The following is a 25,695-nucleotide window of genomic DNA, read 5'->3' on the forward strand; positions in this document are numbered from 1 at the left end:
GTACTCGGTATGAATGCGATGGGGGGACGGAGCAGGCTAGGCAAGCATGGCGTTGGTTGTCCATGTGAAAGGCTGTAGGCTGGTGACTTAGGAAAATCCGGGTTGCTAAGGCTAAGAGTCGAGACGAGCCACTAAGGTGGTGAAGTTGTTGATGCCCTACTTCCAGGAAAAGCCTCTAAGCTTCAGTTCATACTGAATCGTACCCTAAACCGACACAGGTGGTCAGGTAGAGAATACTAAGGCGCTTGAGAGAACTCGGGTGAAGGAACTAGGCAAAATTGTACCGTAACTTCGGGAGAAGGTACGCTCTTGTTTGTGAAGGACTTGCTCTGTAAGCAAACGAGAGCCGCAGTGACCAGGTGGCTGGGACTGTTTATTAAAAACACAGCACTGTGCAAAATCGTAAGATGACGTATACGGTGTGACACCTGCCCGGTGCCGGAAGGTTAATTGATGGGGTTAGCTTAGGCGAAGCTCTTGATCGAAGCCCCGGTAAACGGCGGCCGTAACTATAACGGTCCTAAGGTAGCGAAATTCCTTGTCGGGTAAGTTCCGACCTGCACGAATGGTGTAACCATGGCCACGCTGTCTCCACCCGAGACTCAGTGAAATTGAAATCGCAGTGAAGATGCTGTGTACCCGCGGCTAGACGGAAAGACCCCGTGAACCTTTACTACAGCTTGGCACTGAACATTGACCCTACATGTGTAGGATAGGTGGGAGGCTTTGAAGCAGAGACGCTAGTTTCTGTGGAGCCGACCTTGAAATACCACCCTTGTAGTGTTGATGTTCTAACTTGGGCCCCTGAATCGGGGTTGAGGACAGTGCCTGGTGGGTAGTTTGACTGGGGCGGTCTCCTCCCAAAGAGTAACGGAGGAGCACGAAGGTTTGCTAAGTACGGTCGGACATCGTACGGTTAGTGTAATGGTAGAAGCAAGCTTAACTGCGAGACAGACACGTCGAGCAGGTACGAAAGTAGGTCATAGTGATCCGGTGGTTCTGAATGGAAGGGCCATCGCTCAACGGATAAAAGGTACTCCGGGGATAACAGGCTGATACCGCCCAAGAGTTCATATCGACGGCGGTGTTTGGCACCTCGATGTCGGCTCATCACATCCTGGGGCTGAAGTCGGTCCCAAGGGTATGGCTGTTCGCCATTTAAAGTGGTACGCGAGCTGGGTTTAGAACGTCGTGAGACAGTTCGGTCCCTATCTGCCGTGGGCGTTTGAGAATTGAGAGGGGCTGCTCCTAGTACGAGAGGACCGGAGTGGACGAACCGCTGGTGTTCGGGTTGTGATGCCAATTGCATTGCCCGGTAGCTACGTTCGGAACTGATAACCGCTGAAAGCATCTAAGCGGGAAGCAGGCCTCGAGATGAGTTCTCACTTTGACTTAGAGTCAACTGAAGGGCCGTTGAAGACTACAACGTTGATAGGCGAGATGTGGAAGTGCTGTGAGGCATTAAGCTAACTCGTACTAATTACCCGTGAGGCTTAACCATACAACGCCAAAGTGGTTTATAAGTGACAGAAGTTAATAGACTAAAGTAGACAAAAGAATTTAATAGCTTTTTCCGGATTTACATTGATGAGGGAGACTTCATTGATGAACAGAATTTCCTGGTGACTATAGCGTTTTGGACCCACCTGACCCCATGCCGAACTCAGAAGTGAAACAAAACAGCGTCGATGATAGTGTGGATTACCCATGTGAAAGTAGAACATCGCCAGGGCCAAATAAGAAAAACCCGTTGCAGTAATGCAGCGGGTTTTTTGCTGTATAGGATTTAGAAAACCTCGCGAGATGAACTCGCTCCCACCACAGTATCAGCACAGTGTAATATGGTAGGAGGTGGTTCACCCACCGATGCTTGCAATGAAGTTCCAGCAAAAAAACATGTGCATCAAAACCCGTTGCAGCAATGCGACGGGTTTTTTGCTATGTGTGATTTAAAAACCTCGCGAGGTGCACCCACTCCCACTATAAACACAGTATTGTGGGAGGTTGTGGTAACTTTGAGAGTAAGGTGGTTAAATAACGCGAGAGAAGCGGGTGTTTTTGACTTGGTTTTGTAAGTAGGCATCAAAGCACATGCAAATGATGCGAATAAATAAATTCCCGCTACTGGTGACTTTTATGGTGTGCTCATTCAGCTCTACCAGTTCATCTGCTGCTAGCGGTTCTAGAGCGTTAAGTGCTTGAGCAAAATATTCGTCAAAATTTATATCATAGCGTTGCTCGAACACCTTTTTATCTAGCTCAAAATGACAAATAAGCTGTTTGATCACAGCCGCGCGTATTTCATCATCACCACTTAAAGTTATCCCTTTAGTGATCGCACACTTTTTATCACTTAAAGCCTGATAATAAGGTTTTAACTCTTTTTCATTTTGCAAAATCATGTGACCAATTTGGGAAATGGATGAGACACCAAGACCTAACAGGTCACACTCGCCATGAGTGGTATAGCCTTGAAAATTACGGTGTAGATGCCCTTCATTTTGCGCCACAGCTAGTTCATCGTCTTTTTTGGCGAAGTGATCCATACCGATGAATTGATACCCAGCGGAGGTCATCTGTTCCAGTGTTTGCTTAAAAATCTCAAGCTTTTCTCCCGCACTTGGCATGTCGGCTTCTTTTAGTTTTCGCTGTGCTGCAAATCTATCCGGAAGATGGGCATAGTTAAATACAGAGACTCTATCGGGAGAAAGCGCGATAAGTTGCTCAATCGTTTGCTTGTAGCTCTCTACTGTTTGAAATGGTAGCCCATAGATCATATCCATATTAATAGATTTAAAACCGAGCGTTCTCGCTTCAGTTAAGATAGCCAGCACTTCGTCTAGATGCTGTGGGCGGTTTACCGCGGCTTGCACTTCATCATTAAAATCTTGTACGCCAAAAGACACACGATTAAATCCGAGCTCGTGTAGGTGGCGCATCATATTTGGTGCAAGTGATCTTGGGTCTATTTCAATACCACGCTGTGCACTTTGAGAGAAGTTAAATGCACTATTCAGCATTTCGATTAGACGTGTCATTTGTTCGGTAGTTAAGAAAGTTGGTGTCCCACCGCCTAAATGAAGTTGTTCTACACGATACTCAGAAAATAGCGGCGCTTTTGCTGCGATTTCTTGTGCTAAGTAATCTAGGTAAACGTCAGCTTTGGATTGATGACGAGTAATGATTTTATTACAGCCACAGTAGTAGCACAGTTGATGACAAAAAGGGATATGAATATACAGCGAGAGTGAACGAGATTTTGAACCAGTAATAGCCGCTTGTAACTCTTTTTGGCTATAACCAGAATCAAGCGATAGGGCCGTTGGATATGAAGTATATCTAGGACCAGATATATTGTACTTGTTGATAAGGGAATCATTCCAAATAGGTAAATTAATCACGATACGCACTCTCGAGTTTTATTAAGAGTGTCAGTGTACTTTTTACCGCCTAGGTTAGATTTGCCTCAGATCAAAACACGCCGCGATTGCGACGTGTTTTGGTGTTTGATTAAAGCTTAAACTGGTTGACTGTTGAGTTCAGCGCCTTGGCTAAGTCGTTCAAGTCGCGGGCTTCATCTGCCAGTACATTGGCGTGATTGGCAGTGCTATTAACGAGCTCATTAATTTGGTTAAGGCTATTGTTAATATCTTCTGCAACAACGGTTTGCTGCTCTGTTGATGTCGCAATTTGATGACTCTGGTCTTGTACTGTCGTGACCGACTCTGTGATTTCTTTCAAGGCATCAAGCACGGCTTGTGTTTCCCCTACGGTCCCCTCTGCGCGGTCTTGACCTTGTTGCATCATCACTGAAGCTTGTTGGGCAATTTGCTGTAAACGAGAGATCATATTGCGAATGTCGTCGGTAGACTCTTGCGTGCGGCTTGCAAGCGATCTTACTTCATCAGCAACCACCGCAAAGCCTCGACCTTGCTCGCCCGCTCTGGCGGCTTCTATGGCGGCATTGAGTGCCAGTAAGTTCGTTTGTTCAGCAATACCGTTAATCACATCAATAACGGCACCTATGTTACTGGTTTCTTGTTCAAGTCCGGCAACCACTTTTGCAGCCTCGCCAATATGAAGTGCTAGTTCAGTCATGACTTCTTGAGCTTGTGATGAACGTCCTGCACCTTCATTGGTAATACGTTGCACGACATCAGCGGCTTGGTTGGTCTCTTGTGCATTACGTGAGATTTCAGTCACTGTAGCTGCCATCTCGGTCACTGCCGCGCTTACGCTATCTACCTGTTCTTTTTCGCGCTGAATTTCGCTGTTAGTATTGTTTGATACTTCACGCAATTGGGCGGAAGCATTACTTAATTGCTCAGCTTGTGCTGCGGTATCGAGCATCATTGCTCTAAGTTTATCGATGAAGGTATTCATATGCAGCGCGAGTTGACCGACTTCATCTTTACTGGTGATATCGATACGTCTAGTTAGGTCGCCTTCACCCGATGCGATGTCTCGCATGGTTTCGGTAAGGGCTACAATCGGTTTGGTGATCATTTGCGTGGCGAGCAAGATCATTGCTACGATAATGGCTAAGATAATAATCAAGGCTGTGATTGTGCTCATTACGGCGTCATTTACAGGTGCTTCGATCAGCGACACCGGAATAAGTAGGCCAACGTGCCAATCCAATAGGGGGTTGTCTAATTTTACATTGTCATAAACAACATAATACGCTTCCCCTTTGAACGTGACCGTACTATTGCCAACGGGGTTACGCTTGATAGCGGCATTTAGAGCGTCAAAGCCTGATGTATTGGCAAACTGGGATTCAAGGCCATCTAAACCTTCTTTGCCTTTCTCGCCTTCATCTGTGGTAGAGAGTGAGTGACCAGTACGCTTGGATAAATGCACAACATTTAAATCACCATCGAGCAAAAAGCCAAAACCTTTATCTTGAAACTTGATACGTTCAACCATATCGTTCAATTTATTGATCTGTAAGTCGACGCCACCCATGGCGACGAGTTTGCCGCCGTTATTGTAGATAGGTTGACGGATCACAGCAGACACCGCACCGGTATTGATATCGGTTGCAATTGGACCGACATACAATTTACCTACATCAAGCGTATCCTGCCACCATGGGCGCTGATAGGCGTAGTAAGGTCGACCATCCGAATATGCTGATGTACGATCATTTTCTTTAAAATATTCACCGGTGTTTGCTGAGGCAATAAAGGCTGAGAGAATATTTTCATCGCCTTTGGCGATCCTAACTAAGTCTTCATTGACCTCTTGATAGTCTTTATCTTTAGTCAGATCGGCGCCCCGGGTATTATAATTTTCAAACCAATGAATGTTATGAGGCGTAGAAACAAAGGTTTCAACTACTTTGCCGTATTGGCCAAAGAATGCTTCCATTGCCAATTTTTCGGCTTGAATATAGCTTTGCGTTTCTCGCTCAATACCATCTCGAGATAGCGTTGCAATATGGCTGACGAAAAAGCTTGATGCAATAATTAATAATACGGAAATGGTGCCGCCAATTAGCAGCAATATTTTCTTTCTAAGGGATAAATTCTCAAGCATGACACTTCTTATTTTTAGCTTATGCAAACGGTAATCAAACCATAGATAACGGGAGAACGCCACCGTTTGCGTTAACTTCTTTTACATAGATAATACAAGGTAACTTCTTGGTTAAGGTAATATTCATATGAAAGTACTAAATCGTAGTCTGGTCGTACTGGGCGCGGGTTGGCTCGGTGAAGCGTTGTGTCGCGAAGCTGAGTCGCAAGGGTGGCAAATAGAAGGCACCAGAACCCAAGCTAACGAGATGCATAGCTGGTCAAGGCAGCTGGTCTTAACTGAAAATGGCACCTTAGCGCACTCAATTTCTTTACACAACGCGTATTGGGTGTGTGCGATCCCACCAAGAGCGAGGCATGTCGATAGTAACTATTTAGAAACGTTAGAACAGGCATTGTTACTTGCAAAGAAGATGTCAGCAGCTGGCTTCTTATTGTGTTCGACCACTGGCGTTTATAGCACCGAAAATGGTGAATATGATGAACAAGGTAAGTTAGCGGATAAAGCCAACCGGCGTGTTGATATACTAAGAACTGCTGAAGAGATGGTGCTTAACACAGGCGGCAAGGTTGTACGCTTAGCAGGTCTTCAAGGTCCCGGTAGGGAGCCTGGGCGATTTGTAGCAGGAAAAGCTTTATCTAGCTCAGCGAATGGTAGAGTGAATATGGTTCATCGCGGTGATGTTGTTACCGCAATCAATACCGTGATCGCGCAGTGGCAGGATGCTGCAGACATTTATAATGTTTGCTATCCAGCGCACCCCACGAGACAGGCGTTTTATCGATATCACTGTGAAAAATTAGGGACTGAGATGCCGAGTTTCGCTTCGTCAAAAGAAGAAGCGCGCATTATCAAAGCCGAGCGTATTACCAAACTCGGCTTTGCCTACCATCATCCGATTGTTAATGAATCTAAGTTAGGCTGAAGGTAAGAGTTGTGCTGGTAGCAAGTGCGCCAGTGCAGCTTGACCCAATAACGCATTAGCACTTTCAATATCAGGTGCAAAATACCTATCTTTGTCATAAAAGCTCACGACTGCTCGTAATATTTGCTGAGCTGTAGCCACTTTGTCAGATGGCTTAAGTGGCGCTCTAAAATCTAACCCCTGCGCTGCAGCAAGATATTCAACTGCGAGTACACCTTGGGCGTTGTCAGCCATTTCCTGTAAGCGTCTTGCCGCAAAGGTTGCCATGGAAACATGGTCTTCTTGGTTTGCCGAGGTTGGGAGGCTGTCAACACTGCCAGGATGTGCGAGTGTTTTGTTTTCAGAGGCCAGTGCCGCAGCAGTGACTTGCGCAATCATAAAGCCCGAGTTTACACCGCCATTGTTAACTAAGAAGGGAGGCAGTTTTGATAAGCTCGAATCAATAAGCAGTGCGATACGACGCTCAGCCAATGCACCAATTTCAGCAATGGCAAGCGCTAGGTTATCAGCCGCCATCGCTATCGGCTCTGCATGGAAGTTGCCGCCAGAAATAATATCTCCAGCATCTGCAAATACCAGCGGGTTATCTGTTACCCCATTGGATTCTACAAGGATCACCTCAGCGGCTTGGCGGATCTGAGTTAAACAGGCACCAAGCACCTGTGGTTGACAACGTAAGCAATAAGGATCTTGTACTTTTTCACAATCAACATGAGCATCACTTATTTCTGAGCGAGTTTGTAAGATATCTCTAAACGCCAGTGCGGTGTCGATTTGGCCTTGCTGACCACGGACTTCGTGAATACGCGCATCAAACGGCGAGCGGCTGCCCATAGCTGCTTCAATGCTCATTGAACCAACGACACAGCTTTGCGCATAAAGATCTTCAGCTCTGAATAGGCCTTGCAGTGCAAAAGCGGTAGATGCTTGTGTACCGTTAAGTAGTGCGAGACCTTCTTTTGCAGCTAAAGTAAGTGGTTCAAGTCCTGCTATTTTTAACCCATCAATGGCATCAATAAGCTCGCCACGATAGCGAACCTGACCTTCGCCGAGGATCGGTAAACACATATGCGATAGTGGTGCGAGATCGCCTGATGCCCCGACTGAGCCTTTCTTGGGCACACAAGGATAGACTTCGGCATTAACCAAGGCCGCTAAGAATTCAATTACATCTAAGCGGATCCCAGAGAAACCACGAGAGAGTGAGTTGATTTTTAGTACCATCATGAGTCGAACGGTACTATCGTCCATTAACTCGCCAATACCGGCTGCGTGCGACAGTACAATAGAGCGTTGTAGCAACTCTAATTCGTCTTTTGCAATTTTGGTGTTGGCCAGCAAGCCAAAACCCGTATTAATGCCGTAAACGGTGCGTCCTTCTTTGATCACTTGCTGAACTGTGTCTGCACTGTTAGCAATAGCGGCTTTCGCTGATCCGTCTAAGCTGAGATGAACAGGCTGTTGATTGATTTGTCGTAACGTGTTTAAAGTCAGTTGGCCTGGGATTAAATTTAGTGAGTACATACTTACTTTCCTTCCAGCATAGGTAAATCTAGTTTTTGTTCTTTTGCACAGTCTTTGGCTATGTCATAACCAGCATCGGCATGACGCATTACACCGGTACCTGGGTCATTCCATAGTACGCGAGATAAACGGGCGTCTGCTTCGTCTGTGCCATCTGCCACAATAACGACTCCCGAATGTTGACTGAAGCCCATACCAACACCACCGCCGTGATGCAGTGAGACCCAAGTTGCACCGCCAGCCGTGTTTAACAAGGCATTGAGTAACGGCCAGTCCGATACTGCATCTGAACCATCCATCATCGATTCCGTTTCACGGTTTGGACTGGCTACAGAGCCAGAATCTAAGTGATCACGACCAATCACAATCGGTGCTTTGAGTTCACCATTTTTGACCATTTCGTTGAATGCTCGTGCTAAACGCGCTCTGTCCTTCAGGCCAACCCAGCAAATACGAGCTGGCAGGCCTTGGAATTGAATGCGCTCGCGCGCCATGTCTAACCAATTGTGAAGGTGTGGGTCATCTGGGATAAGCTCTTTAACTTTCGCGTCTGTTTTATAAATATCTTCAGGATCGCCAGACAGCGCAACCCAACGGAATGGGCCTATACCTTGGCAAAACAGTGGACGAATATAGGCAGGAACAAAGCCCGGGAAATCAAAGGCGTTATCAACCCCTTCTTCTAGGGCCATTTGGCGAATGTTATTCCCGTAGTCAGTTGTCGCAGCTCCGCGCGATTGCAGCGTTAGCATGGCTTGTACTTGCACCGCCATAGATTGTTTTGCGGCTTTTACAACTGCTTTTGGATCGCTTTCGCGAAGCCCGGCTGCCTGAGCCATAGTCCACGTTTGCGGTAAGTAGCCGTTTAATGGATCGTGCGCAGAAGTTTGATCGGTCACTACGTCAGGCGTGATATTGCGCTCAACCAATTCAGCATACACATCCGCTGCATTGCCCAACAGGCCAACTGATACCGGTTGCCCAGCAGCATTCGCTTCATCAATGATAGCTAACGCATCATCAAGTGTGGTTGCCTTTCGGTCAACATAGCGTGTGTTAAGACGAAAATCGATTCGTGACTCATCACACTCAACAACGAGGGCGCTAAAGCCTGCCATAGTTGCTGCGAGTGGTTGCGCGCCACCCATGCCGCCAAGGCCACCGGTTAAGATCCACTTGCCTTTTGCCTCACCATTAAAGTGTTGCTTTGCCATTGCTACAAAGGTCTCGTATGTGCCTTGCACTATGCCTTGTGAGCCAATATAGATCCAAGAGCCAGCGGTCATCTGGCCGTACATCATCAGGCCTTTTTTATCGAGTTCGTTGAAGTGATCCCAGTTAGCCCAATGTGGTACTAAATTTGAGTTAGCAATTAAGACGCGAGGAGCATTGCTATGAGTTTTGAATACCCCGACAGGTTTACCTGATTGCACCAGTAAGGTTTCGTCTTCTTCTAAGCGGTCTAACGTTTCGACGATTTTATCGAAGCATGCCCAGTCGCGAGCGGCGCGGCCAATACCGCCATAAACTACTAGTGCATTTGGGTGCTCCGCAACTTCAGGGTCAAGGTTATTCATCAACATTCGCTTTGCGGCTTCAGTAAGCCAGTTCTTTGCGGTAATGTCTGCACCTCGTGGCGCGCGGATCTCGCGGCTAAGGTCTAATCTTGGGTTGTCACTCATTCTGCTCTCTCCTGTTGTATATACAACCTAAGTGAAATGTCTAGTTGTTGCGATTGCTTAGTTTCGCTAGGTTGTTAGTCTATTTGTATTGCATGGCAATCTAGGCCGCCATGTCGTTTTGATTTACCTGTCGCGATGTTTGGCGACACTTTATGTGTTACGACCTTTGCTTAAAGGTGAGATGACCACCTAAGCGATATTTACTGCCTGGCGAAATTAACCTCGCGAAGCTAACAATGCCTTTTGCAGACCAAGTTCGGCGGATCATTTGTAAGCATGGTTCTTCATTATAAAGCCCAAGCCACTGGCAAACCTCTGGTGATGGCATAACAGCTTCAACGGTGTGTCTAGCCTCTGTGAGCGGCGCGACTTGAGATAAATATTCATGAGGGGTAGTCAGTTCAAAGTTTTGGTCTAAATACTCCGGTGCCAACTGTGGATTGACAAAGCGCTCTTCGACTTGCAGTGGTTGTTCATTTTCATTATGTACAATTACGCTTCTGTAGACTGGCGCGTCCGCTTCTACACCCAGTGCAATGGCGATAGGCGCTACTGCAGCAATAAGTTCAAGCGTCAGTACGGTACATGAGTATTTGCCATTGCGTGCGTTGACCTCGTCGGCAATATTGCGGATCTCAAGTAACGAAGACTGAGATTTAAAACTGGCAACAAAAGTACCTAGACCTTGGCTACGAGTTAAAATTCCGGCTTCAGTTAGCTCGCTTAGTGCTCGTCTTGCGGTCATTCGGCTAACATTAAATTGGTCAGCTAACTCATTTTCCGATGGCACGCGCTCGTTTTCGAGCCAGCGCGCGGCGCGAATATTATCGATAATATATTGTTTTATCAGCGCAAATTTAGGAAGCTCAGGCACAGTTGTTGTCTCGAGTTCATATTTATGTAAATAAAGATGGCACACTTCTCTTGTATATACAAGTATCCCTGATAGACTCAATGGATAAATCTCGCAGTGAGCGAGTTTCTTTTAATGTGTTGGCATATGGATTTGATTTAGATTAGGACAAGTATGATGTTAGAAGCCGATTTGCTTATTATCGATGTCAATATTGCAACTATGGATCCCAATTTGGATACCCCTTATGGTGCGATAGAAAACGCAGCGATCGCTATTAAAGATGGCAAAATTAATTGGTTAGGCCCTCGTAGTGAATTACCTGAGGTTGACGCCATAGCAACCCCTATTCATAAAGCCAATGGCCAATGGTTGACCCCAGGGTTAATCGACTGCCACACGCATATTTTATTTGCAGGTTCTCGGGCCAACGAATTTGAGCAGCGATTACTGGGGGCATCCTATCAAGAGATTGCTGCGCAAGGTGGTGGTATTGCAAGTACCGTTAAGGCAACACGGTTGGCAGACAGAGAAACGCTGTATGTTAACGGTAAGAACCGCTTGAATAGTTTACTCAAAGAAGGGGTTACCACGGTTGAAAGTAAATCGGGTTACGGCCTAGACGTCGAAAACGAGCTAAAACTGCTAGAAATTAATCAACTCCTTAATGAGCATCATCCGGTTGATGTGCATAGCACGTTCTTGGGCGCGCATGCATTACCCCCAGAATACAAAGACAATAGCCAAGCCTACATTGATTTAGTCTGTGATGAGATGCTGCCACAAGTTGCTTCGCGCCAGTTAGCAACGGCTGTTGATGTATTTTGTGAGAACGTGGGATTTACCTATCAGCAAACTGAGCAAGTATTTACTCAAGCACAACAGCTGGGATTACAGGTGAAATGTCATGCTGAGCAGCTATCTAATCAACATGGCAGCGAGCTTGTGGCAAAGTTTAAAGGGCTTTCAGCAGATCATATTGAATATCTTGATGAAGCTGGTGTGGAAGCGATGGCGAAAGGGGATGTTACCGCGGTACTTTTACCCGGCGCTTTTTATTTCTTACGAGAAACGCAATTGCCACCAATTGACTTGCTCAGAAAGCACAAAGTAGCAATGGCACTCGCGAGCGACTTCAATCCAGGTACTGCGCCTTTGTGCTCACTGCGATTAATGCTAAATATGGCATGCACATTATTTAGAATGACACCGGAGGAAGCGCTTCGTGGTGTAACGGTTAATGCTGCGAAAGCCTTGGGGTTGAGCGACCGTGGTGTATTGAAAGCTGGAATGCGCGCGGACTTAGCGTTATGGGACATTACCCATCCTGCCCAGTTAAGTTATCAATTTGGTGTAGCGGACCTGTCAAATTTGTGGATCTTAGGTAAACTTAATCAGTAATGATCCTTTTATAAGCAACAAATTATGCTTTCAATTTCAACAGCTAGTGGCGGATCCACGGAATTATTGCTGTCTGAAGGAATAGCGATACTAATTACGCCAATGATGGCTGGTATGGCCGGAGCCATTGTAATGGGGGCGTTAGCATTAATGCTGCAGCGCCCCTCTGGTATGCTCAAACTGGCTCACCTTAGCAGTGCAACACTTGCAATACTGCTCGCCTTTACGGGCAATATCACTACATTACATTTACTTACTCTGACGATACTCCTGTATCTATTCCATGGTCTGCAGGAGCATAAAAGTGGCTTACTGTTGATAAGTGCTGCTGCGATAATCACTTTGGTAATGTGGACAGTATCTGAATATCTATGGGCACTTCCTGCCCAGCATGGCGCAATTGTCATTGTGTTTATGTATATTCTTTTCCTTGCCTATCAAGCGTATAGCAGCGCAAATGAATTTGAATTGAAAGAACACAATGATGACCACACCGAGCATGAAAGTTTGGGGTTACCTGGTCGGCAAAGTTTTAAACGTGCTTTTAATGAATATCGCCAAACGGAAGGGAGCCCTTGTATGCTCGTGCTAGTCCGTCTCATGGGTTTCGAGCAGGTGAATTTTCATTTAGGGCGTGAGTTTGGTGATTTGCTGTTAGCTCAATCGGCTAATCGTATTGCGCAATGTTTGCAATCCGGCGATGTTATGGCCATCACTCATGGCAATGAAACTGCGAAAATGGCGCATCTAGGTGGTCTTAACTTTGCGTTTGTCTGTTCGTTAAAGCATGGTAAGCACTTTCATGAGCAGCTGATAGAGGAAATATCAAACAGCACTTTAAAGCCATTCAATGTTGGTAGCTGTACGTTAGAGATCATGATGCGTGCGAGTTACGTGAATTGCGATGAAGAAATGGGGCAACTTGAGAACCTGATTTCTTGCGTGTTTTTAGCGCTAGATACACAATCAGAAGCGCATCAGCATAGCCATCAACAAGTCGTACCGTATCAACAACGTATGCAAATTCATCGACTGGAGCAACAGGTTAGGTTGTCGGAGTTAGCTAAAATCAACTTTAGATCTGAATTTGAGCTCTATTTTCATCCAGTTGTTCGTCATGAAGATAACAGTATTGAGTTTGTGGAATTACTGTTGCGCTGGCAGCATCCAAAGCAAGGGATTTTAAGTGCCAATGAGTTCATTGATGATATTCGTTTAGTTGGACTTGCTATTCCCGTTGCTGAATATGTACTAGAGCGCGCTTGCGAAATCGCATTGGCACTGAAAATGGAAGGGATCAGCGTTCCCATCAGTATTAATGTCTTTGGTGCTGAGCTGTTGAGCGAAAGCTTTATCGAGTTTATTGATTACACCATGCTCAACCATCAGTTAAGCCCAGGTGCTATCATTATTGAGTGTCCAGCGAGTATGCTTGCCGAACTAGATGAGCAAGAAATTGCGATGATCAGTCGTTTGAAGAACTTGGGTGTAAAAATGTGTGTCGATAGTTTTGGTGATGCGCCGCTGGTGCTAGCTAAATTACCGGCACTGCGTTTTGAGTACGTGAAACTGTCGCGCAATATGACGCAAGAGCCTGAGCATATGGGGCATACCAAATCCTTGGTAAAAGGCATTGTAGAGATGCATCAAGAAAAGCACTGTCGCGTGATTGGCGAGGGTATTGAATCTCTCGGGCAACTCGAATTTGTAAAAAGCATTGGCACGGTGGCAGCGCAAGGGTTTTACTTTTCTCGGCCACAGAACAGCAATATTTTGATCAGTTGGCTGAAACAAAGGCTGCCTCAATAACTAGGAGCGCCTTACCCTTACATAGGTTTTGGCTGCGGTAGAGTTTAGCGCCTCTGTTGCCGGGTACTTAAATAAGCGTTCGCAAGGTTCGTTAGTATTTGGCCACAATGTTCGATACCCGCCTGCTCACCAAGTGGGTGTCTAGCTGGGGCTGCTTCACATAAGTGCAAGTATTTAGCATTTCGAGCCTGAGCAATACGGTACACAAAATATTCGGCATCGCTACTTGTGAAGCCTTGATAGGTCAAGGCGCTTGCAGGCATACCGACGATGGCATCAACATCTAACTCTACGCCTAATGGAATGTCGCTTGGCATGGTCGCCAACGCTTTGTCGAGTGATGCTGATAAACTCTGAGTTTGTCTGGTTTTTATTGCTTGATAACTTGAAAATCCGAATCCAGCGTTTTGCAATTGAGTAAGGATTGTTTGGTTATTTTTGTGTTCGTGCAAGCCGATGACATGATAATGCGACAAGCTACCAGCTTGATGCGCGTAACTGAAGCCATTACCGCTGTGTCTACCTTCACAAGCTCGAAAGTCAGCATGAGGGTCAAAGTTGATGGCACCAGCGGCACGCTTGCTGGCCTCAAAATGTGCCTGCAAAATACCAAAAGTATTATTGTGACCACCACCAATGATAATTGGCTCCAAGCCTGCAGCAAAGATAGGTGCTAGGGTTGCAATAACTTGGTTGTCGAGGTCGGCACAGAGAGCGCGTAACTGCGCTAGCTGTTCGCTATTAGTGTTATCGAGCGATAGTGCGCGCGTTTGAATAGCCTGGGTATCCACCTCGCCTAGCAACAAAATCTTGTCGCCCGACAAAAACTGGTTATCGGGCTGATTTAAAAAGCGTTTGAGGAAGGCTCGCCAGCCAAGCTCGGCGCCGCCTTGCCCGCAATTGGCGCGCGGACCTATATCTTCGGGGATCCCCAACAACACATAACGGATCCCAAATTGGGCCGCGTCTCTAAGCGAAGCCGCGTAGTCATGATCACATTGTAAAAAGCTTATGCTTTGCCAAATTCTGGTTTCACCGGCTCTTGCACTGACAAAAGTGGCAATATCACTTTCATCATATATACGGACTGCTGTACTCATGACTGTTACTTCTAGCGCTTAATTGTCTTCGTTATCATCTTCTAAAACTAACTCTTCTGCAGAGATGATAATGCCGGTGGAGTCGGCGTAAACAAAATCATCTTCGTAAAAAGAGACACCTGCGAAATTAACGGGAATACCGACTTCGCCGCTGCCACTGCTATCTGCTGCTACTGGGATAGAAGCGATTGCTTGAATGCCAATATCGCTTTCTTCTAGTTCATCAACATGGCGCACTGCGCCGTAAACGATAATGCCTTGCCAGTTGTTCTCGACCGCCAGCTCAGCTAAATCAATATCAACCAATGCACGACGAGTTGAACCACCACCATCAACGAGCAGCACTCGACCAGTACCGTCTTGTTGTAGTACATCTTGGATTTGCTCATTGTTTTCAAAACATTTGACGGTAGTGATACGACCACTAAATGACGTCTGGCCGCCAAAATTGATGAACATAGGCTCTAGCACATCAACCACATCAGCAAAGTGGTCGCAAAGATCAGAAGTGCTGTATTCCATATTGAATCCTCGAATATTGATTGTCGATAACCAGTATACTCTCATACTTGTGCTTAGCAATGCTTTGATTCAACTTACATATTTGTGTCTTAAAAGTGTCACCCATTTGTTATTTTGCTCTTCTATGCTGATATTGTGAGCAATTAGGCGTGACTCGAATGATGAAAGCAAAACTAGCCGAGCTGGACGCTGCATTATACTTTGTGGTGTTTTGCCCTAAGCCAAGAAACTGGTTTAGATTGATAGCATTAGGTCTATCCAAAAGTGGCAACGGTGGACTCTATGTGTTGGTCGCAATTGCGTGTGCTCTGTTTTTGGAGCAGCTAGGTCAGCAGTTTGCACTCACCGTGATTTTGGCCTTTGCAATTGAAAGGCCGCTTTACTTCTATCTAAAAAATCGTTTTGCACGATTACGACCATGTGACTGCTACGCAGTGAAAGCCTTGTTGACGCCGAGCGATAAATTTAGTCTGCCCTCGGGGCATAGTGCTGGCGCTTGGCTATATGCGACTTGCTTGATGGAGCAAATTCCACTGGCTGCGTTTCCGTTGATGATTTGGGCTTCAGGAGTGTCATTGTCACGCGTAATTGTAGGGGTACATTATCCACTTGATGTGGTGCTTGGTGCGGCAATGGGTGTTGCCTGTGCAAGTTTAGCGATAGTGATATTAGGAAGCGTATGAAAATACTATATGGTGTTCAAGGAACGGGAAATGGCCATACGACTCGAGCTCGGGTAATGGCAAATTGCTTTCGCAACATGGGAATTTCTGTTGACTACTTTTTTTCTGGACGTCCTTCGGAAAACTATTTCGATATGCATGATTTTGGTGATTATCGCAGTTGCCGAGGGCTGTCATTCGTTACCGAGCGCGGCCAGTTAAATCGCATAAAAACCTTCCAATCGATCAAGTTTGGTGAGTTTATTCGCGACGTTAGAAAATTAGATGTATCAGGTTATGATTTGATCTTTAACGACTTTGAGCCTGTCAGCGCGTGGGCAGGAAAGCTGACAAAGGTTCCGGTGATAGCAATGAGTCATCAAGCGTCATATTTATATGATGCTGTTCCACAATTTGCCGTACAGCCTTGGCATAAAGCTTTGATCCGGTATTTTGCACCAGCTGATATTCATCTTGGGGTGCACTGGCAACCGTTTGATAAGCATATTATTCCGCCTTTTATTCCTTATGAGGCTGAGCAGGAGCAATGTGCATCGATAATTAACAAAGTTTTGGTTTATCTGCCGTTTGAAGCATTGGATAGCATTATTGAGTTGTTAAAAGACTTCCCCGATAAGGAGTTTTACTGCTATCACCCGGATGCTGACAATGCTTCGTTGCAACATATTCACCTGAGAAAACCGAGTCGTTCTGGGTTTATTCAAGACTTAAGAAATACCAGTGGTGTGATTGCAAATGCTGGGTTTGAGCTTTCTAGTGAAGCATTAAAACTCGGTAAGAAACTGCTACTTAAACCATTAGATGGTCAATTTGAACAGCAGAATAATGCGCAGACGCTAGCCGAACTCGGTCATGCCCAAGTGATGAATTATCTCAATGCTGGCGCGTTGGAAGAATGGCTGCAAACAGACGCGAAAGCATCGTTTTATTTTCCATCCGATCCTAGCTTGCTAGTGGCGTGGTTGATGGAAGGTCAATGGCACAATATTGATTTATTACACAATCAACTCTGGAATGGTGTTAATAACTTGTATATAAAAGCGGCGTAAATATATTATTTTGTAATATGAACCCAGAATAATTACCTATTATGAGGCAAGGCAGAAAGGCTTCAGCTATACTTTAGCCAGTCTATTAACATTGTAGGTAAGCCGATGGCGGTATTAGAAAATCTGACTATCAGACGTCGTTTGCAAGTGAATGCATTAGTGGTAGGGATTGCCTTGGTTGTTATGTTAATTATGATCATGTACGAAGCTCGTACTATGCTGAAATTGAATGAAACGATTCAATATGCAGAAGAGCTCGACATTCATGAATTAGCAATGCGCAAACACGAGAAAAATTTCCTTTTTTACAAGCAGGTAGATTCACTCGATGAGTTTGAAAACGAGTATCGTGAGCTTCAAACTAAGCTCGCTTTGTTGCAAGGTACTTTTTCTGATTTTGATATTGATTTAGGTCGGATCAACGAATTTGAACGCTTAGCAAAAAGTTATTACGATGACTTTCAAAAAGTGGTGCAATTACAAAAGAAAATTGGCTTGCATCCAAAGGATGCTCTTTACGGTGAGCTTCGTGGTGCGGTACACGAGGTAGAAACACTACTAAAAGAGCAGCAGAATTATCAACTCCTTTCAACCATGCTGCAGCTTCGTCGAGCTGAAAAAGACTTTATGCTACGTTTTGATACTAAATACTTGAAACGCTTTGACGAGCTGGTTGCACAGTTTTCTCAGGAAATTCGCAGCGCTGGGTTTAATGCACAATATCAATCTAAGCTGCTTGGCTTATTGAACACCTATCAATCCAAATTTGCGAGTTTAGTTAAAGCTCAAGAGACACTCGGCTTAGATTTGACCAGCGGTGCACTTGGCAAGATGAAAGTGAGTGTTGAGAAGAGTGATGCGGTGGTCTCTGAAGTCGTGGAACAGGCAAAAGCAGAGATCAAAGAAAACGTTGATAAAACTCAGATGCTTGCCATCAGTGTATTTGTTGTGGCTGGTATTATCGTGATGACTTTGGTGTTATCGACTAGTCGCTCAATTATTCAGCCCGTAGAGCGTGTTTATCAAACCATTGAGCGCATTCGTCGTGAAAATAATTTAAGTCTACAAATTGAGCAAAGCGGTAATGACGAAATCACAATTATGACCCGTGACTTTAATAGCTTAATTTCTGACTTTAGAGATCTTATCGCGGACGTGAATGGAGCATTGGCGACCATCAATGAAGCCACGGATCATTTAACGGAAACCACTGCCCAAACGAGTACTGGAATGGCTGAGCAGTTGCACGAAGCGGATATGGTCGCCACCGCAGCGACCGAGATGCAAGCGACGATCCAAGACATTTCTCATAATACGGGTGAAGCGGCGCATAAAGCCGAGACAACGAATGAAAATGCGCAACAAGGTCGCCGTGAGGTTACAGCAACAATTGAGCACATCATGCAGTTATCGGAATCGTTAGGTGGTGCTTCAAGCGTTGTTGCTCAGTTAGAGCGTGACGGTGAAACCATTGGCTCGGTATTGGATGTGATCCGTGGTATTGCAGAACAAACAAACTTACTTGCGCTAAACGCTGCTATTGAAGCTGCGCGCGCAGGTGAGCAAGGTCGAGGTTTTGCTGTTGTGGCGGATGAAGTGAGGTCTCTTGCGCAGCGTACTCAAGACTCCACACAAGAAATCGAAAGTATCATTTCTACACTGCAACAGCGTACACGAGAAGTGGTGAACATCATGGAACAATGCCGTGAGCAAGGCAATGAAAGTGTGTCGCAAGCCGAAAAAGCAGGGGAGTTGCTCAGCATGATCACCCAAGATGTGCAAACGATTATGGAAATGAGCACGCATATCGCGACGGCAATTGATGAACAAAACCAAGTTGCTTCAGAAGTGAATAAAAACGTGGTTAAGATCAGAGACATTGCGCAAGGTGCGTCAGAGCATGCTCGCTCTAATGCGCAAAGTAGTGAAGAAGTCGCAGAGCAAGCGCGCGTATTACACGAAGCCGTGGCTAAGTATCAGGTATAAACACCAATTCAACCTGAGGTTCTTTATGTCAAAGCCCCACTTTATTTATAGTGGGGCTTTTATTTAGACTCAAGATAGGTATCACTTAAATGAATACCAATATAGCAGTGGTAAGTTACAAGTCGGATTGGCCGCACCAGTTCAATAAAGAGAAACAGGCGATACTCGCTCATCTATCCAAGGCAAATGTAGCTGCTTTACACCATATAGGCAGTACATCGGTGCCACAGCTGTGTGCTAAACCAATAGTTGATATGCTATTGGAAGTAAATGACTTAGATAAATTAGACATAGAGTCAGAAAAACTGCGTGATTTAGGTTATGAGATAATGGGAGAGTTTGGTATTGCTGGGCGTCGTTATTTTCGTAAAGGCATAGCGTCTAGAACTCATCATCTGCATGCTTTTTTAGCCGGTTCTGATGGAGTTAAACGTCACCTTGCCTTTCGTGACTATTTAATTAACCTGAGGTTTGGATAAGGAATGTTCCAACTCATTGTTGCTAAAGCACAACTTAGTTTTCTCCTTGTCTAGCCAGAGAGTTTTAGGGAAAACAAGGCGAATTTACGCACCAATAGCTGGCTATTGGAAGTGAATTCAACGCAGTTAGCGCTAAAACTTTCTGCTAGAAAGGCATTAATTATCCGCAGCTCAGGTTAATTACTTTTCCAGATATAGCGAGGCAATACGCTAGGGTTAAGCAAGAAGCTGTAAACGCCTGTAACCAGGATATGGAGAAGTACATTGCATTTAAGAATGACTTTATTCAATACCATGAGCAGCATGCATTGCTATGGCGGTTTGGTTAAGGCACAAACTTGATAGGTACGCTGTCCTTTTGAGTTTGATACTCTTCTACAGCGTTTACATATTCCTGCCATAGCGCATCGTGTTGTGTAGCTATAGTGTATAAGTATTGCCAGCTGTAGAGCCCTGAGTCGTGACCATCATCAAAAACAAAGCGTGCAGCATAGTGACCAACGGGTTCAATTTTCTTTATGGCGACATTCTGTTTGTTTAGCACGAGTTGCTTTTGCGCCGGACTATGCCCTTGCACTTCGGCTGATGGTGAGTGTGTTCGCAAGAATTCGGCACTTAGTGTAAAACAGCGGCCGTCCTCAAAAGAAACATCGAGCACTTTACTGAGCGTATGATAATGAAGTTTGGTGACTTGATACATAATTGGTATAACTCAAAAAGCGGAGCCTTGCTCCGCTTTTGATTTTAATTTATAGAATGAAGCGGCTTAAATCTTCATCCTGAACAAGCATGTCTAAATGCTGTTCAACGTAGGCGGCATCAATCGTCAAGGTATCACCGGCCTTTTCACTGGCATCGAATGAAATCTCTTCCATCAGCTTTTCCATCACAGTGTGAAGGCGGCGCGCACCGATGTTTTCAGTTTTCTCGTTGACCTGATATGCAGCTTCAGCCAGTTTGGTGATAGCGTCATCGGTAAAGTCGATAGTGACGTCTTCTGTTTTCAGTAGCGCTTGTTGCTGCTCTGTAAGAGATGCATTTGGCTCAGTTAGAATACGTTTGAAATCACCCGCAGTCAGTGCTTCTAGTTCAACGCGAATAGGTAAACGACCTTGTAGTTCAGGGATTAAATCCGACGGCTTGGCCATTTGGAACGCACCTGACGCGATAAATAAAATGTGGTCGGTTTTTACCATACCGTGTTTAGTATTAACGGTTGAACCTTCGATAAGTGGTAGTAAGTCGCGTTGTACACCTTCACGGCTAACATCTGGGCCAGAAGATTCACCACGCTTACAAATTTTATCGATTTCATCAATAAACACGATACCGTTTTGTTCAACTGACTCAATAGCTTGCTCTTTAAGCTCTTCTGGATTAACAAGCTTTGCAGCTTCTTCTTCAATCAATAGCTTAAGTGCTTCTTTAATCTTCAGCTTACGGTTCTTTTTCTTGTCACCCGACATGTTTTGGAACATGCTCTGTAGCTGGCTGGTCATTTCTTCCATACCAGGAGGAGACATGATCTCAACATGAGGCGCCGTTTCTGCGATGTCGATCTCAATTTCTTTGTCGTCTAACTGACCTTCACGTAGCTTCTTGCGAAATACTTGACGTGTTGACGAATTTTCATTTGGCTGAGACTCACCCCAAGCGTCTTTTGCTGGTGGCAAAAGTGCATCTAAAATACGTTCTTCGGCGGCTTCTTCAGCGCGGAATTTGAATTTCTTGGTTTGCTGTTCACGTGTTAGTTTAAAAGAAACTTCGACTAGATCACGGATGATGGTTTCAACTTCTTTACCAACATAACCCACTTCGGTGAACTTAGTAGCTTCTACTTTGATAAATGGCGCGTTAGCAAGCTTTGCTAAACGGCGGGCAATTTCAGTTTTACCCACACCTGTTGGGCCGATCATCAAAATATTCTTTGGTGTAACTTCTGCACGCAGCTCTTCATCAAGCTGCATACGACGCCAACGGTTGCGCAGTGCAATCGCGACGGCTTTTTTGGCTTTGTCCTGACCGATAATGTGTTGATCAAGCTCGTGCACAATCTCTCTTGGAGTCATAGCTGTCATGACGAGTCCTATTACAATTCTTCGATAGTTTGGAAATTATTGGTAAATACGCAGATATCGCCAGCGATCTTCAGGCTCTTTTCCACGATTTCTTTCGCACTTAAGTCTGTATTTTCAAGTAGTGCGGTTGCAGCCGCCTGTGCGAAGTTACCACCACTGCCGATAGCAATAAGATCATGCTCTGGCTGCACCACATCGCCGTTACCTGTGATGATAAGCGAGGCGGTTTCATCGGCTACCGCAAGTAGGGCTTCAAGCCTTCTTAATGCTCTGTCGGTACGCCAGTCTTTTGCCATTTCTACGGCTGCTTTAGTGAGATGGCCTTGGTGCATCTCAAGCTTTGCTTCAAAGCGTTCAAATAATGTAAATGCATCAGCCGTACCGCCAGCGAAACCTGCCAGTACTTTACCATTGTATAGACGACGTACTTTACGTGCGTTGCCTTTCATAACTGTGTTACCAAGCGAAACTTGGCCATCACCGCCGATAACCACTTTGTCATCGCGACGAACACTAACGATGGTAGTCATAGTAATCCTTATCTGGGCCTGTGCCCGTGTAACTCTAGATTAGTAGGAAATATGGGTAGACTTATAAAAATCAAGTCCAGCCCCAAATCCCGCAGCCAAATATCCCAACACGCTGCAATTTGTTTTTATCGCTCTCGGCTAAACGTTTGGTATCGTAGGGACCAAGACGGACACGATACCAGACACCGTTACTCCCTTCGGTACGACGGATCTCCGCGATTAATCCAGCAAACGCAACTTTGGCTTTCATGGCTTCGGCTTGGCTATGGGTTCTAAATGAACCACACTGCATTTGATAGGGGCCTTTGCTCTCGATCTCTTTAACTTCGACCTTGATTTCATGATTTTTAATTTCTTCAATGAACTCAGGTGGGCGAGGCTTTGGTTTAATAACCTTTTGCTCGGCAACTGGGTGCGGATTTTTGGCTTGCTCTACTTCTGTAGGATCGGCATTGGTTTTTATAAACCAAAGACCGTAGGCAAACCCACCGATTAGTAGAAATGCAAAAATAGCAGCAATAACAGGAAATTTTGCCGATTTTTCTGGCTTGTCTTTCCCCTTGCCTTTAGGTTTCTTATTGATGTAATCGTGCTGTGCCATAGGTTATTTGATTTTAATAGCTATCCATTGGATCAACATCTATGCTCCAGCGTACTCGATTGGCAGACTCATGCGTAGCAATATAGCGCGCAAGTTGCGAAAGGTAGTCCCGCAGCACAGTGCGTTGTTGTGCGTGTATATGTAATTGATATCTGAACTTTCCAGCTATTCGTTCAAGTGGTGCTGGAATTGGACCCAGCAATTGTATACCAGGATAGGGGGTAGCTGGAACCAAATCCGACAAAAAGCGCAATACTGTATTTATATTTGTTGCCTCGGCGCGGATGATAGCTAAGTGTGCGAAGGGGGGAAGCATAGCTTCTTCACGCTCTTGTAAGGCATATCGCGCGAAGTCGCCATAACCATTATTGATTAAATCTTGCAATAATGGATGTTCTGGAAAATGCGTTTGCAATAACACGGTTCCCGCTTCACCGGCGCGTCCGGCTCGTCCAGCAACTTGCGTAATAAGCTGCGCCATTTGCTCGGTTGCTCTAAAGTCGCAAGAGTAAAGTCCTGAGTCCACATCCAAGATAATCACAAGACTGACATCGGCAAAGTGGTGGCCCTTGGCAAGCATTTGAGTGCCGACCAGAATTCGCGCGCCACCTTGATTAATTTCTTCGAGTGCGCTTTCAAGGCTGCCCTTACGGCGCGTAGAATCTCGGTCAATGCGAGTAACGGGAATATCGGTGAAGCGTTCGCTTAAAAAGCCTTCGAGTTGTTCTGTACCAAGCCCTGTGGGCATGATTTGGGTGCTGCCGCAATCTGGACACTGTCTCGGTACAAAGTCCTGTTCACCACAATGATGGCATACCAAGCGGTTCATGTTTTTATGGTACGTGGCGCTGGTAGAGCAATGTTTACAGGTATTAAGCCATCCGCATTCGTGACACATCAATGTTGGTGCAAAGCCTCGACGATTTAGAAACACCATAACTTGCTTACCGCGAGCGAGTGTTTTTTCCATCCAATGTAAACTCATTGCTGAAAACCCGCCTTGTTCTGGCTGACCTTTCATGTCTACAAGGTGAAATTGGTTATCGTGCTGGGTCTGCGCTCGTTTACTCAGTGTGACGAGTTGGTATTTGTTGGTAATGGCTTTGTGTAATGTTTCTAATGCCGGTGTTGCGGTTCCTAAAAGCAAAGGGCAGTGTGCCTGATGCGCTCGAAATGCAGCGAGATCTCTGGCGTGATAGCGCAGGCCTTCTTGCTGTTTAAACGAGTTGTCGTGCTCTTCGTCAACGATGATCATGCCGAGATTTTGAAATGGTAAAAAAATGGCCGAGCGAGTACCGATAACCAAAGCGCTCAGACCCTTTTCGGCGCGACGCCAAGTATGTAGGCGCTCGTTATCGGTTAGATTTGAGTGCCATAAATCAATGGGCAGGTTATTGAAGCGCTTCTTAAAGCGGTTGACTGTTTGCGGTGTGAGTCCAATTTCAGGCACCAAGATCAGTGCTTGTTTACCCGCTTTTATTATGTTTTCAAGGCTTTGTAAGTAGACTTCGGTTTTACCACTTCCCGTTACACCTTCGATTAAAAAGGTACGGTAACCGACTTGTGCATTGACGGCGCTGCAAATAGTCGCTTGTTGGTCGTTTAGGCGTGGTTTTTCGCCAAGCTGTAATTCGTTTTGCGACCAATCACTATCATGCTCAATAGATTGTGAGATAAGCGCTTTTTCTTCCAATGCTTTAATTGTTTGGCTTGCAAATCCGAGCGCTTTGAGTTCGCTTAATTTTATTGCGCCACCTTCATATAATTGTGAAAGCAGTGCTTGTTGCTTTTTGGCTCGCAGTGTTGGTAGTTTCTGCCCTTTTTCCGTTAATCTGACGACAGGGATCTGAGTTTTGTCTGGGCTTCCGCCGTCTCTAAGTACTGCCGGTAGTGCTGTGAATAAGGTATCGCCAATTGGATGACAGTAATACTGAGAGACAAAGTGTAAGAAGCTAAGTTGTGCTTGATTAAAGACAGGATGCTCGTCCAACACCTCAATAATTTGCTTGAGCTTTTCTTTTGGTACATCGGTGTCGTCTTTTTTAGCAAGCGCAATTGCAGTGCAACGGCGGTTGGCGAAATTGACGGTGACTCTCATTCCTGCTTCAACTTGCATGGTTGGTGCTAGCAAATAGTCGAATGTTCGGTGCAGTGGCAGCTTTAAAGCTACTTCAAGAATGAGCATGTATTACAATTCCATAAAGTGAGCGCAGTGACGAAGTATATACCTAAGGTGGTACGAATTGAAAACGTACTCTGCGACGGTGACAAAAAACTCTGAAATATTGCTTGTAGATTGTTCAGATAGGCACTAAAATACGCGTCCACATTTTTGTATAACTACGTATGGTGCCAGACTTCGGGTTTGGAGAGCGATACGGCCTTAACTAGAGGTTGCTATGAAAGAAGGTATTCACCCTAATTACGAGACGATCACTGCATCGTGCTCTTGCGGTAACAAGTTCGAAACTCGTTCAACGCTATGTAAAGATATTCACCTAGACGTATGTTCTGCATGTCACCCGTTCTACACTGGTAAGCAGAAGATCCTTGACACAGGTGGCCGTGTAGATCGCTTTAACAAGCGTTTCGGTGCACTTAGCAGCAAGAAGTAATCTTGTTGGTCTAGTCGAAAAAAGCACCTTAGGGTGCTTTTTTTGTGCCGGTTTGAAAATACCTTCTCGATTTATACATCCTATTCTGCATCAGCAGATAGGCCGTCAGTCATCCCGCCTTCATTGTGTCTTTTATTCTTCTAAAATAAAAAACTTGCCAGTTTGGCAGCAAAACTTTACTGATCTCTTGAGTAGAGTAAAAACTCTATTTAGTAGATAAATACTGAATATTTACGAGCTTAAGTTGTGAAAATAATCAAAGCTCATATAGTAAATAGTATCAGGTATGAGCACTTAATATAAACCAAAGTCAGTAT

At 45.2% G+C, this 25,695-nt stretch carries 21 protein-coding genes and 2 rRNA genes (1 of these 23 cut by a window edge); 11 read left to right on the forward strand and 12 right to left on the reverse strand.

What is annotated here, in order from left to right; translation table 11 throughout:
* Together CTT31_RS01665 and rrf are read left to right on the forward strand one after the other, a co-directional pair.
* Nucleotides 1-1,501: ribosomal RNA gene (locus CTT31_RS01665) — 23S ribosomal RNA — on the forward strand (it extends 1,384 nt beyond the left edge of the window).
* A gap of 117 nt (nucleotides 1,502-1,618) precedes the next feature.
* Nucleotides 1,619-1,732, forward strand: a 5S ribosomal RNA gene (rrf, locus tag CTT31_RS01670).
* A gap of 298 nt (nucleotides 1,733-2,030) precedes the next feature.
* Here rrf and hemN read toward each other — a convergent pair.
* Both hemN and CTT31_RS01680 read right to left on the reverse strand, forming a co-directional pair.
* Nucleotides 2,031-3,401, reverse strand: a complete 1,371-nt coding sequence (gene hemN, locus CTT31_RS01675; protein ID WP_260491831.1) for an oxygen-independent coproporphyrinogen III oxidase — start codon at nucleotides 3,399-3,401, stop codon at nucleotides 2,031-2,033.
* 109 nt (nucleotides 3,402-3,510) lie between these two features.
* Nucleotides 3,511-5,541 carry a methyl-accepting chemotaxis protein gene (locus CTT31_RS01680; RefSeq protein WP_260491832.1) on the reverse strand — a complete coding sequence of 677 codons (2,031 nt, stop codon included), beginning with the start codon at nucleotides 5,539-5,541 and terminating at the stop codon, nucleotides 3,511-3,513.
* 127 nt (nucleotides 5,542-5,668) lie between these two features.
* On the opposite strand from CTT31_RS01680, the gene CTT31_RS01685 reads away from it, so the two are divergent.
* Nucleotides 5,669-6,466, forward strand: a complete 798-nt coding sequence (locus CTT31_RS01685; protein ID WP_260491833.1) for a Rossmann-fold NAD(P)-binding domain-containing protein — start codon at nucleotides 5,669-5,671, stop codon at nucleotides 6,464-6,466.
* Here the strand turns inward: CTT31_RS01685 and hutH are convergent.
* The 3 genes from hutH to hutC all read right to left on the reverse strand — a co-directional run bounded on the left by hutH (nucleotide 6,458) and on the right by hutC (nucleotide 10,591).
* A complete protein-coding gene (gene hutH, locus CTT31_RS01690) occupies nucleotides 6,458-7,990 on the reverse strand; it encodes a histidine ammonia-lyase (RefSeq protein ID WP_260491834.1) in 1,533 nt (510 codons plus the stop codon). The two genes, CTT31_RS01685 and hutH, sit on opposite strands and share 9 nt — an antisense overlap.
* 2 nt (nucleotides 7,991-7,992) lie before the next feature.
* On the reverse strand, nucleotides 7,993-9,672 hold the full coding sequence (hutU, locus tag CTT31_RS01695; RefSeq protein WP_260491835.1) for a urocanate hydratase: 1,680 nt from the start codon (nucleotides 9,670-9,672) through the stop codon (nucleotides 7,993-7,995).
* 157 nt (nucleotides 9,673-9,829) lie between these two features.
* Entirely contained in the window at nucleotides 9,830-10,591 is a 762-nt protein-coding gene (gene hutC, locus CTT31_RS01700; protein WP_017217272.1) for a histidine utilization repressor, read from the reverse strand.
* Nucleotides 10,592-10,702: 111 nt separating this feature from the next.
* Between hutC and hutI the strand changes: the two genes are divergently transcribed.
* Complete coding sequence (gene hutI / locus CTT31_RS01705) at nucleotides 10,703-11,926, forward strand: imidazolonepropionase (RefSeq protein ID WP_260492392.1); 1,224 nt, start codon at nucleotides 10,703-10,705, stop codon at nucleotides 11,924-11,926.
* Nucleotides 11,927-11,950: 24 nt separating this feature from the next.
* Nucleotides 11,951-13,735 carry an EAL domain-containing protein gene (locus tag CTT31_RS01710; protein WP_260491836.1) on the forward strand — a complete coding sequence of 595 codons (1,785 nt, stop codon included), beginning with the start codon at nucleotides 11,951-11,953 and terminating at the stop codon, nucleotides 13,733-13,735.
* Nucleotides 13,736-13,779: 44 nt separating this feature from the next.
* Here CTT31_RS01710 and CTT31_RS01715 read toward each other — a convergent pair whose 3' ends face one another.
* Entirely contained in the window at nucleotides 13,780-14,835 is a 1,056-nt protein-coding gene (locus tag CTT31_RS01715) for a formimidoylglutamase (protein ID WP_260491837.1), read from the reverse strand.
* 18 nt (nucleotides 14,836-14,853) lie between these two features.
* On the reverse strand, nucleotides 14,854-15,357 hold the full coding sequence (rraA, locus tag CTT31_RS01720; protein WP_010368946.1) for a ribonuclease E activity regulator RraA: 504 nt from the start codon (nucleotides 15,355-15,357) through the stop codon (nucleotides 14,854-14,856).
* A gap of 158 nt (nucleotides 15,358-15,515) precedes the next feature.
* On the opposite strand from rraA, the gene CTT31_RS01725 reads away from it, so the two are divergent.
* The 5 genes from CTT31_RS01725 to CTT31_RS23595 all read left to right on the forward strand — a co-directional run bounded on the left by CTT31_RS01725 (nucleotide 15,516) and on the right by CTT31_RS23595 (nucleotide 19,883).
* Nucleotides 15,516-16,040: a phosphatase PAP2 family protein gene (locus CTT31_RS01725; protein ID WP_010368944.1), complete on the forward strand. Its 525-nt coding sequence runs from the start codon at nucleotides 15,516-15,518 to the stop codon at nucleotides 16,038-16,040.
* Nucleotides 16,037-17,089: an MJ1255/VC2487 family glycosyltransferase gene (locus CTT31_RS01730; RefSeq protein WP_260491838.1), complete on the forward strand. Its 1,053-nt coding sequence runs from the start codon at nucleotides 16,037-16,039 to the stop codon at nucleotides 17,087-17,089. The genes CTT31_RS01725 and CTT31_RS01730 overlap by 4 nt, the downstream gene beginning before the upstream one ends.
* 105 nt (nucleotides 17,090-17,194) lie before the next feature.
* Nucleotides 17,195-19,075: a methyl-accepting chemotaxis protein gene (locus CTT31_RS01735; RefSeq protein WP_260491839.1), complete on the forward strand. Its 1,881-nt coding sequence runs from the start codon at nucleotides 17,195-17,197 to the stop codon at nucleotides 19,073-19,075.
* An 89-nt stretch (nucleotides 19,076-19,164) separates the two neighbouring features.
* On the forward strand, nucleotides 19,165-19,554 hold the full coding sequence (locus CTT31_RS01740) for a GrpB family protein (RefSeq protein WP_260491840.1): 390 nt from the start codon (nucleotides 19,165-19,167) through the stop codon (nucleotides 19,552-19,554).
* A gap of 194 nt (nucleotides 19,555-19,748) precedes the next feature.
* Entirely contained in the window at nucleotides 19,749-19,883 is a 135-nt protein-coding gene (locus CTT31_RS23595; RefSeq protein WP_370649640.1) for a GrpB family protein, read from the forward strand.
* On the opposite strand, the gene CTT31_RS01745 is transcribed toward CTT31_RS23595, so the two are convergent.
* The 5 genes from CTT31_RS01745 to priA form a co-directional block, all read right to left on the reverse strand.
* Nucleotides 19,880-20,254 (reverse strand): gamma-butyrobetaine hydroxylase family protein, encoded by a 375-nt coding sequence (locus CTT31_RS01745; protein ID WP_260491841.1) that lies wholly within the window; start codon nucleotides 20,252-20,254, stop codon nucleotides 19,880-19,882. The genes CTT31_RS23595 and CTT31_RS01745 overlap by 4 nt on opposite strands.
* Before the next feature lie 49 nt (nucleotides 20,255-20,303).
* Nucleotides 20,304-21,632 carry an HslU--HslV peptidase ATPase subunit gene (gene hslU, locus CTT31_RS01750; RefSeq protein ID WP_010607051.1) on the reverse strand — a complete coding sequence of 443 codons (1,329 nt, stop codon included), beginning with the start codon at nucleotides 21,630-21,632 and terminating at the stop codon, nucleotides 20,304-20,306.
* A gap of 11 nt (nucleotides 21,633-21,643) precedes the next feature.
* Nucleotides 21,644-22,162, reverse strand: a complete 519-nt coding sequence (gene hslV / locus CTT31_RS01755; protein WP_010368932.1) for an ATP-dependent protease subunit HslV — start codon at nucleotides 22,160-22,162, stop codon at nucleotides 21,644-21,646.
* 70 nt (nucleotides 22,163-22,232) lie between these two features.
* Nucleotides 22,233-22,763, reverse strand: a complete 531-nt coding sequence (locus CTT31_RS01760; protein ID WP_211859103.1) for an SPOR domain-containing protein — start codon at nucleotides 22,761-22,763, stop codon at nucleotides 22,233-22,235.
* Between the two features lie 13 nt (nucleotides 22,764-22,776).
* Nucleotides 22,777-24,948 (reverse strand): primosomal protein N', encoded by a 2,172-nt coding sequence (gene priA / locus CTT31_RS01765; protein WP_260491842.1) that lies wholly within the window; start codon nucleotides 24,946-24,948, stop codon nucleotides 22,777-22,779.
* 214 nt (nucleotides 24,949-25,162) lie between these two features.
* Here priA and rpmE point away from each other — a divergent pair, with 214 nt between their 5' ends.
* Nucleotides 25,163-25,378, forward strand: coding sequence for a 50S ribosomal protein L31 (gene rpmE, locus CTT31_RS01770; protein WP_010607053.1), 216 nt, complete (start codon nucleotides 25,163-25,165; stop codon nucleotides 25,376-25,378).
* The last annotated feature ends 317 nt before the right edge of the window (nucleotides 25,379-25,695 follow it).

It is taken from the genome of Pseudoalteromonas maricaloris (genome assembly GCF_024746855.1).
Lineage (GTDB): Bacteria > Pseudomonadota > Gammaproteobacteria > Enterobacterales > Alteromonadaceae > Pseudoalteromonas > Pseudoalteromonas maricaloris.

What these genes read in the sequence shown, in the direction of transcription:
- hslU (WP_010607051.1), bottom strand. Translation starts at nt 21,632, where the DNA reads ATGACAGCTATGACTCCAAGAGAGATTGTGCACGAGCTTGATCAACAC.
- hutH (WP_260491834.1), bottom strand. Translation starts at nt 7,990, where the DNA reads ATGTACTCACTAAATTTAATCCCAGGCCAACTGACTTTAAACACGTTA.
- CTT31_RS01685 (WP_260491833.1), top strand. Translation starts at nt 5,669, where the DNA reads ATGAAAGTACTAAATCGTAGTCTGGTCGTACTGGGCGCGGGTTGGCTC.
- CTT31_RS01680 (WP_260491832.1), bottom strand. Translation starts at nt 5,541, where the DNA reads ATGCTTGAGAATTTATCCCTTAGAAAGAAAATATTGCTGCTAATTGGC.
- rpmE (WP_010607053.1), top strand. Translation starts at nt 25,163, where the DNA reads ATGAAAGAAGGTATTCACCCTAATTACGAGACGATCACTGCATCGTGC.
- CTT31_RS01725 (WP_010368944.1), top strand. Translation starts at nt 15,516, where the DNA reads ATGATGAAAGCAAAACTAGCCGAGCTGGACGCTGCATTATACTTTGTG.
- CTT31_RS01745 (WP_260491841.1), bottom strand. Translation starts at nt 20,254, where the DNA reads ATGTATCAAGTCACCAAACTTCATTATCATACGCTCAGTAAAGTGCTC.
- hutU (WP_260491835.1), bottom strand. Translation starts at nt 9,672, where the DNA reads ATGAGTGACAACCCAAGATTAGACCTTAGCCGCGAGATCCGCGCGCCA.
- priA (WP_260491842.1), bottom strand. Translation starts at nt 24,948, where the DNA reads ATGCTCATTCTTGAAGTAGCTTTAAAGCTGCCACTGCACCGAACATTC.
- hutI (WP_260492392.1), top strand. Translation starts at nt 10,703, where the DNA reads ATGTTAGAAGCCGATTTGCTTATTATCGATGTCAATATTGCAACTATG.
- CTT31_RS01730 (WP_260491838.1), top strand. Translation starts at nt 16,037, where the DNA reads ATGAAAATACTATATGGTGTTCAAGGAACGGGAAATGGCCATACGACT.
- CTT31_RS01710 (WP_260491836.1), top strand. Translation starts at nt 11,951, where the DNA reads ATGCTTTCAATTTCAACAGCTAGTGGCGGATCCACGGAATTATTGCTG.
- CTT31_RS01735 (WP_260491839.1), top strand. Translation starts at nt 17,195, where the DNA reads ATGGCGGTATTAGAAAATCTGACTATCAGACGTCGTTTGCAAGTGAAT.
- hslV (WP_010368932.1), bottom strand. Translation starts at nt 22,162, where the DNA reads ATGACTACCATCGTTAGTGTTCGTCGCGATGACAAAGTGGTTATCGGC.
- CTT31_RS01740 (WP_260491840.1), top strand. Translation starts at nt 19,165, where the DNA reads ATGAATACCAATATAGCAGTGGTAAGTTACAAGTCGGATTGGCCGCAC.
- rraA (WP_010368946.1), bottom strand. Translation starts at nt 15,357, where the DNA reads ATGGAATACAGCACTTCTGATCTTTGCGACCACTTTGCTGATGTGGTT.
- CTT31_RS01760 (WP_211859103.1), bottom strand. Translation starts at nt 22,763, where the DNA reads ATGGCACAGCACGATTACATCAATAAGAAACCTAAAGGCAAGGGGAAA.
- CTT31_RS01715 (WP_260491837.1), bottom strand. Translation starts at nt 14,835, where the DNA reads ATGAGTACAGCAGTCCGTATATATGATGAAAGTGATATTGCCACTTTT.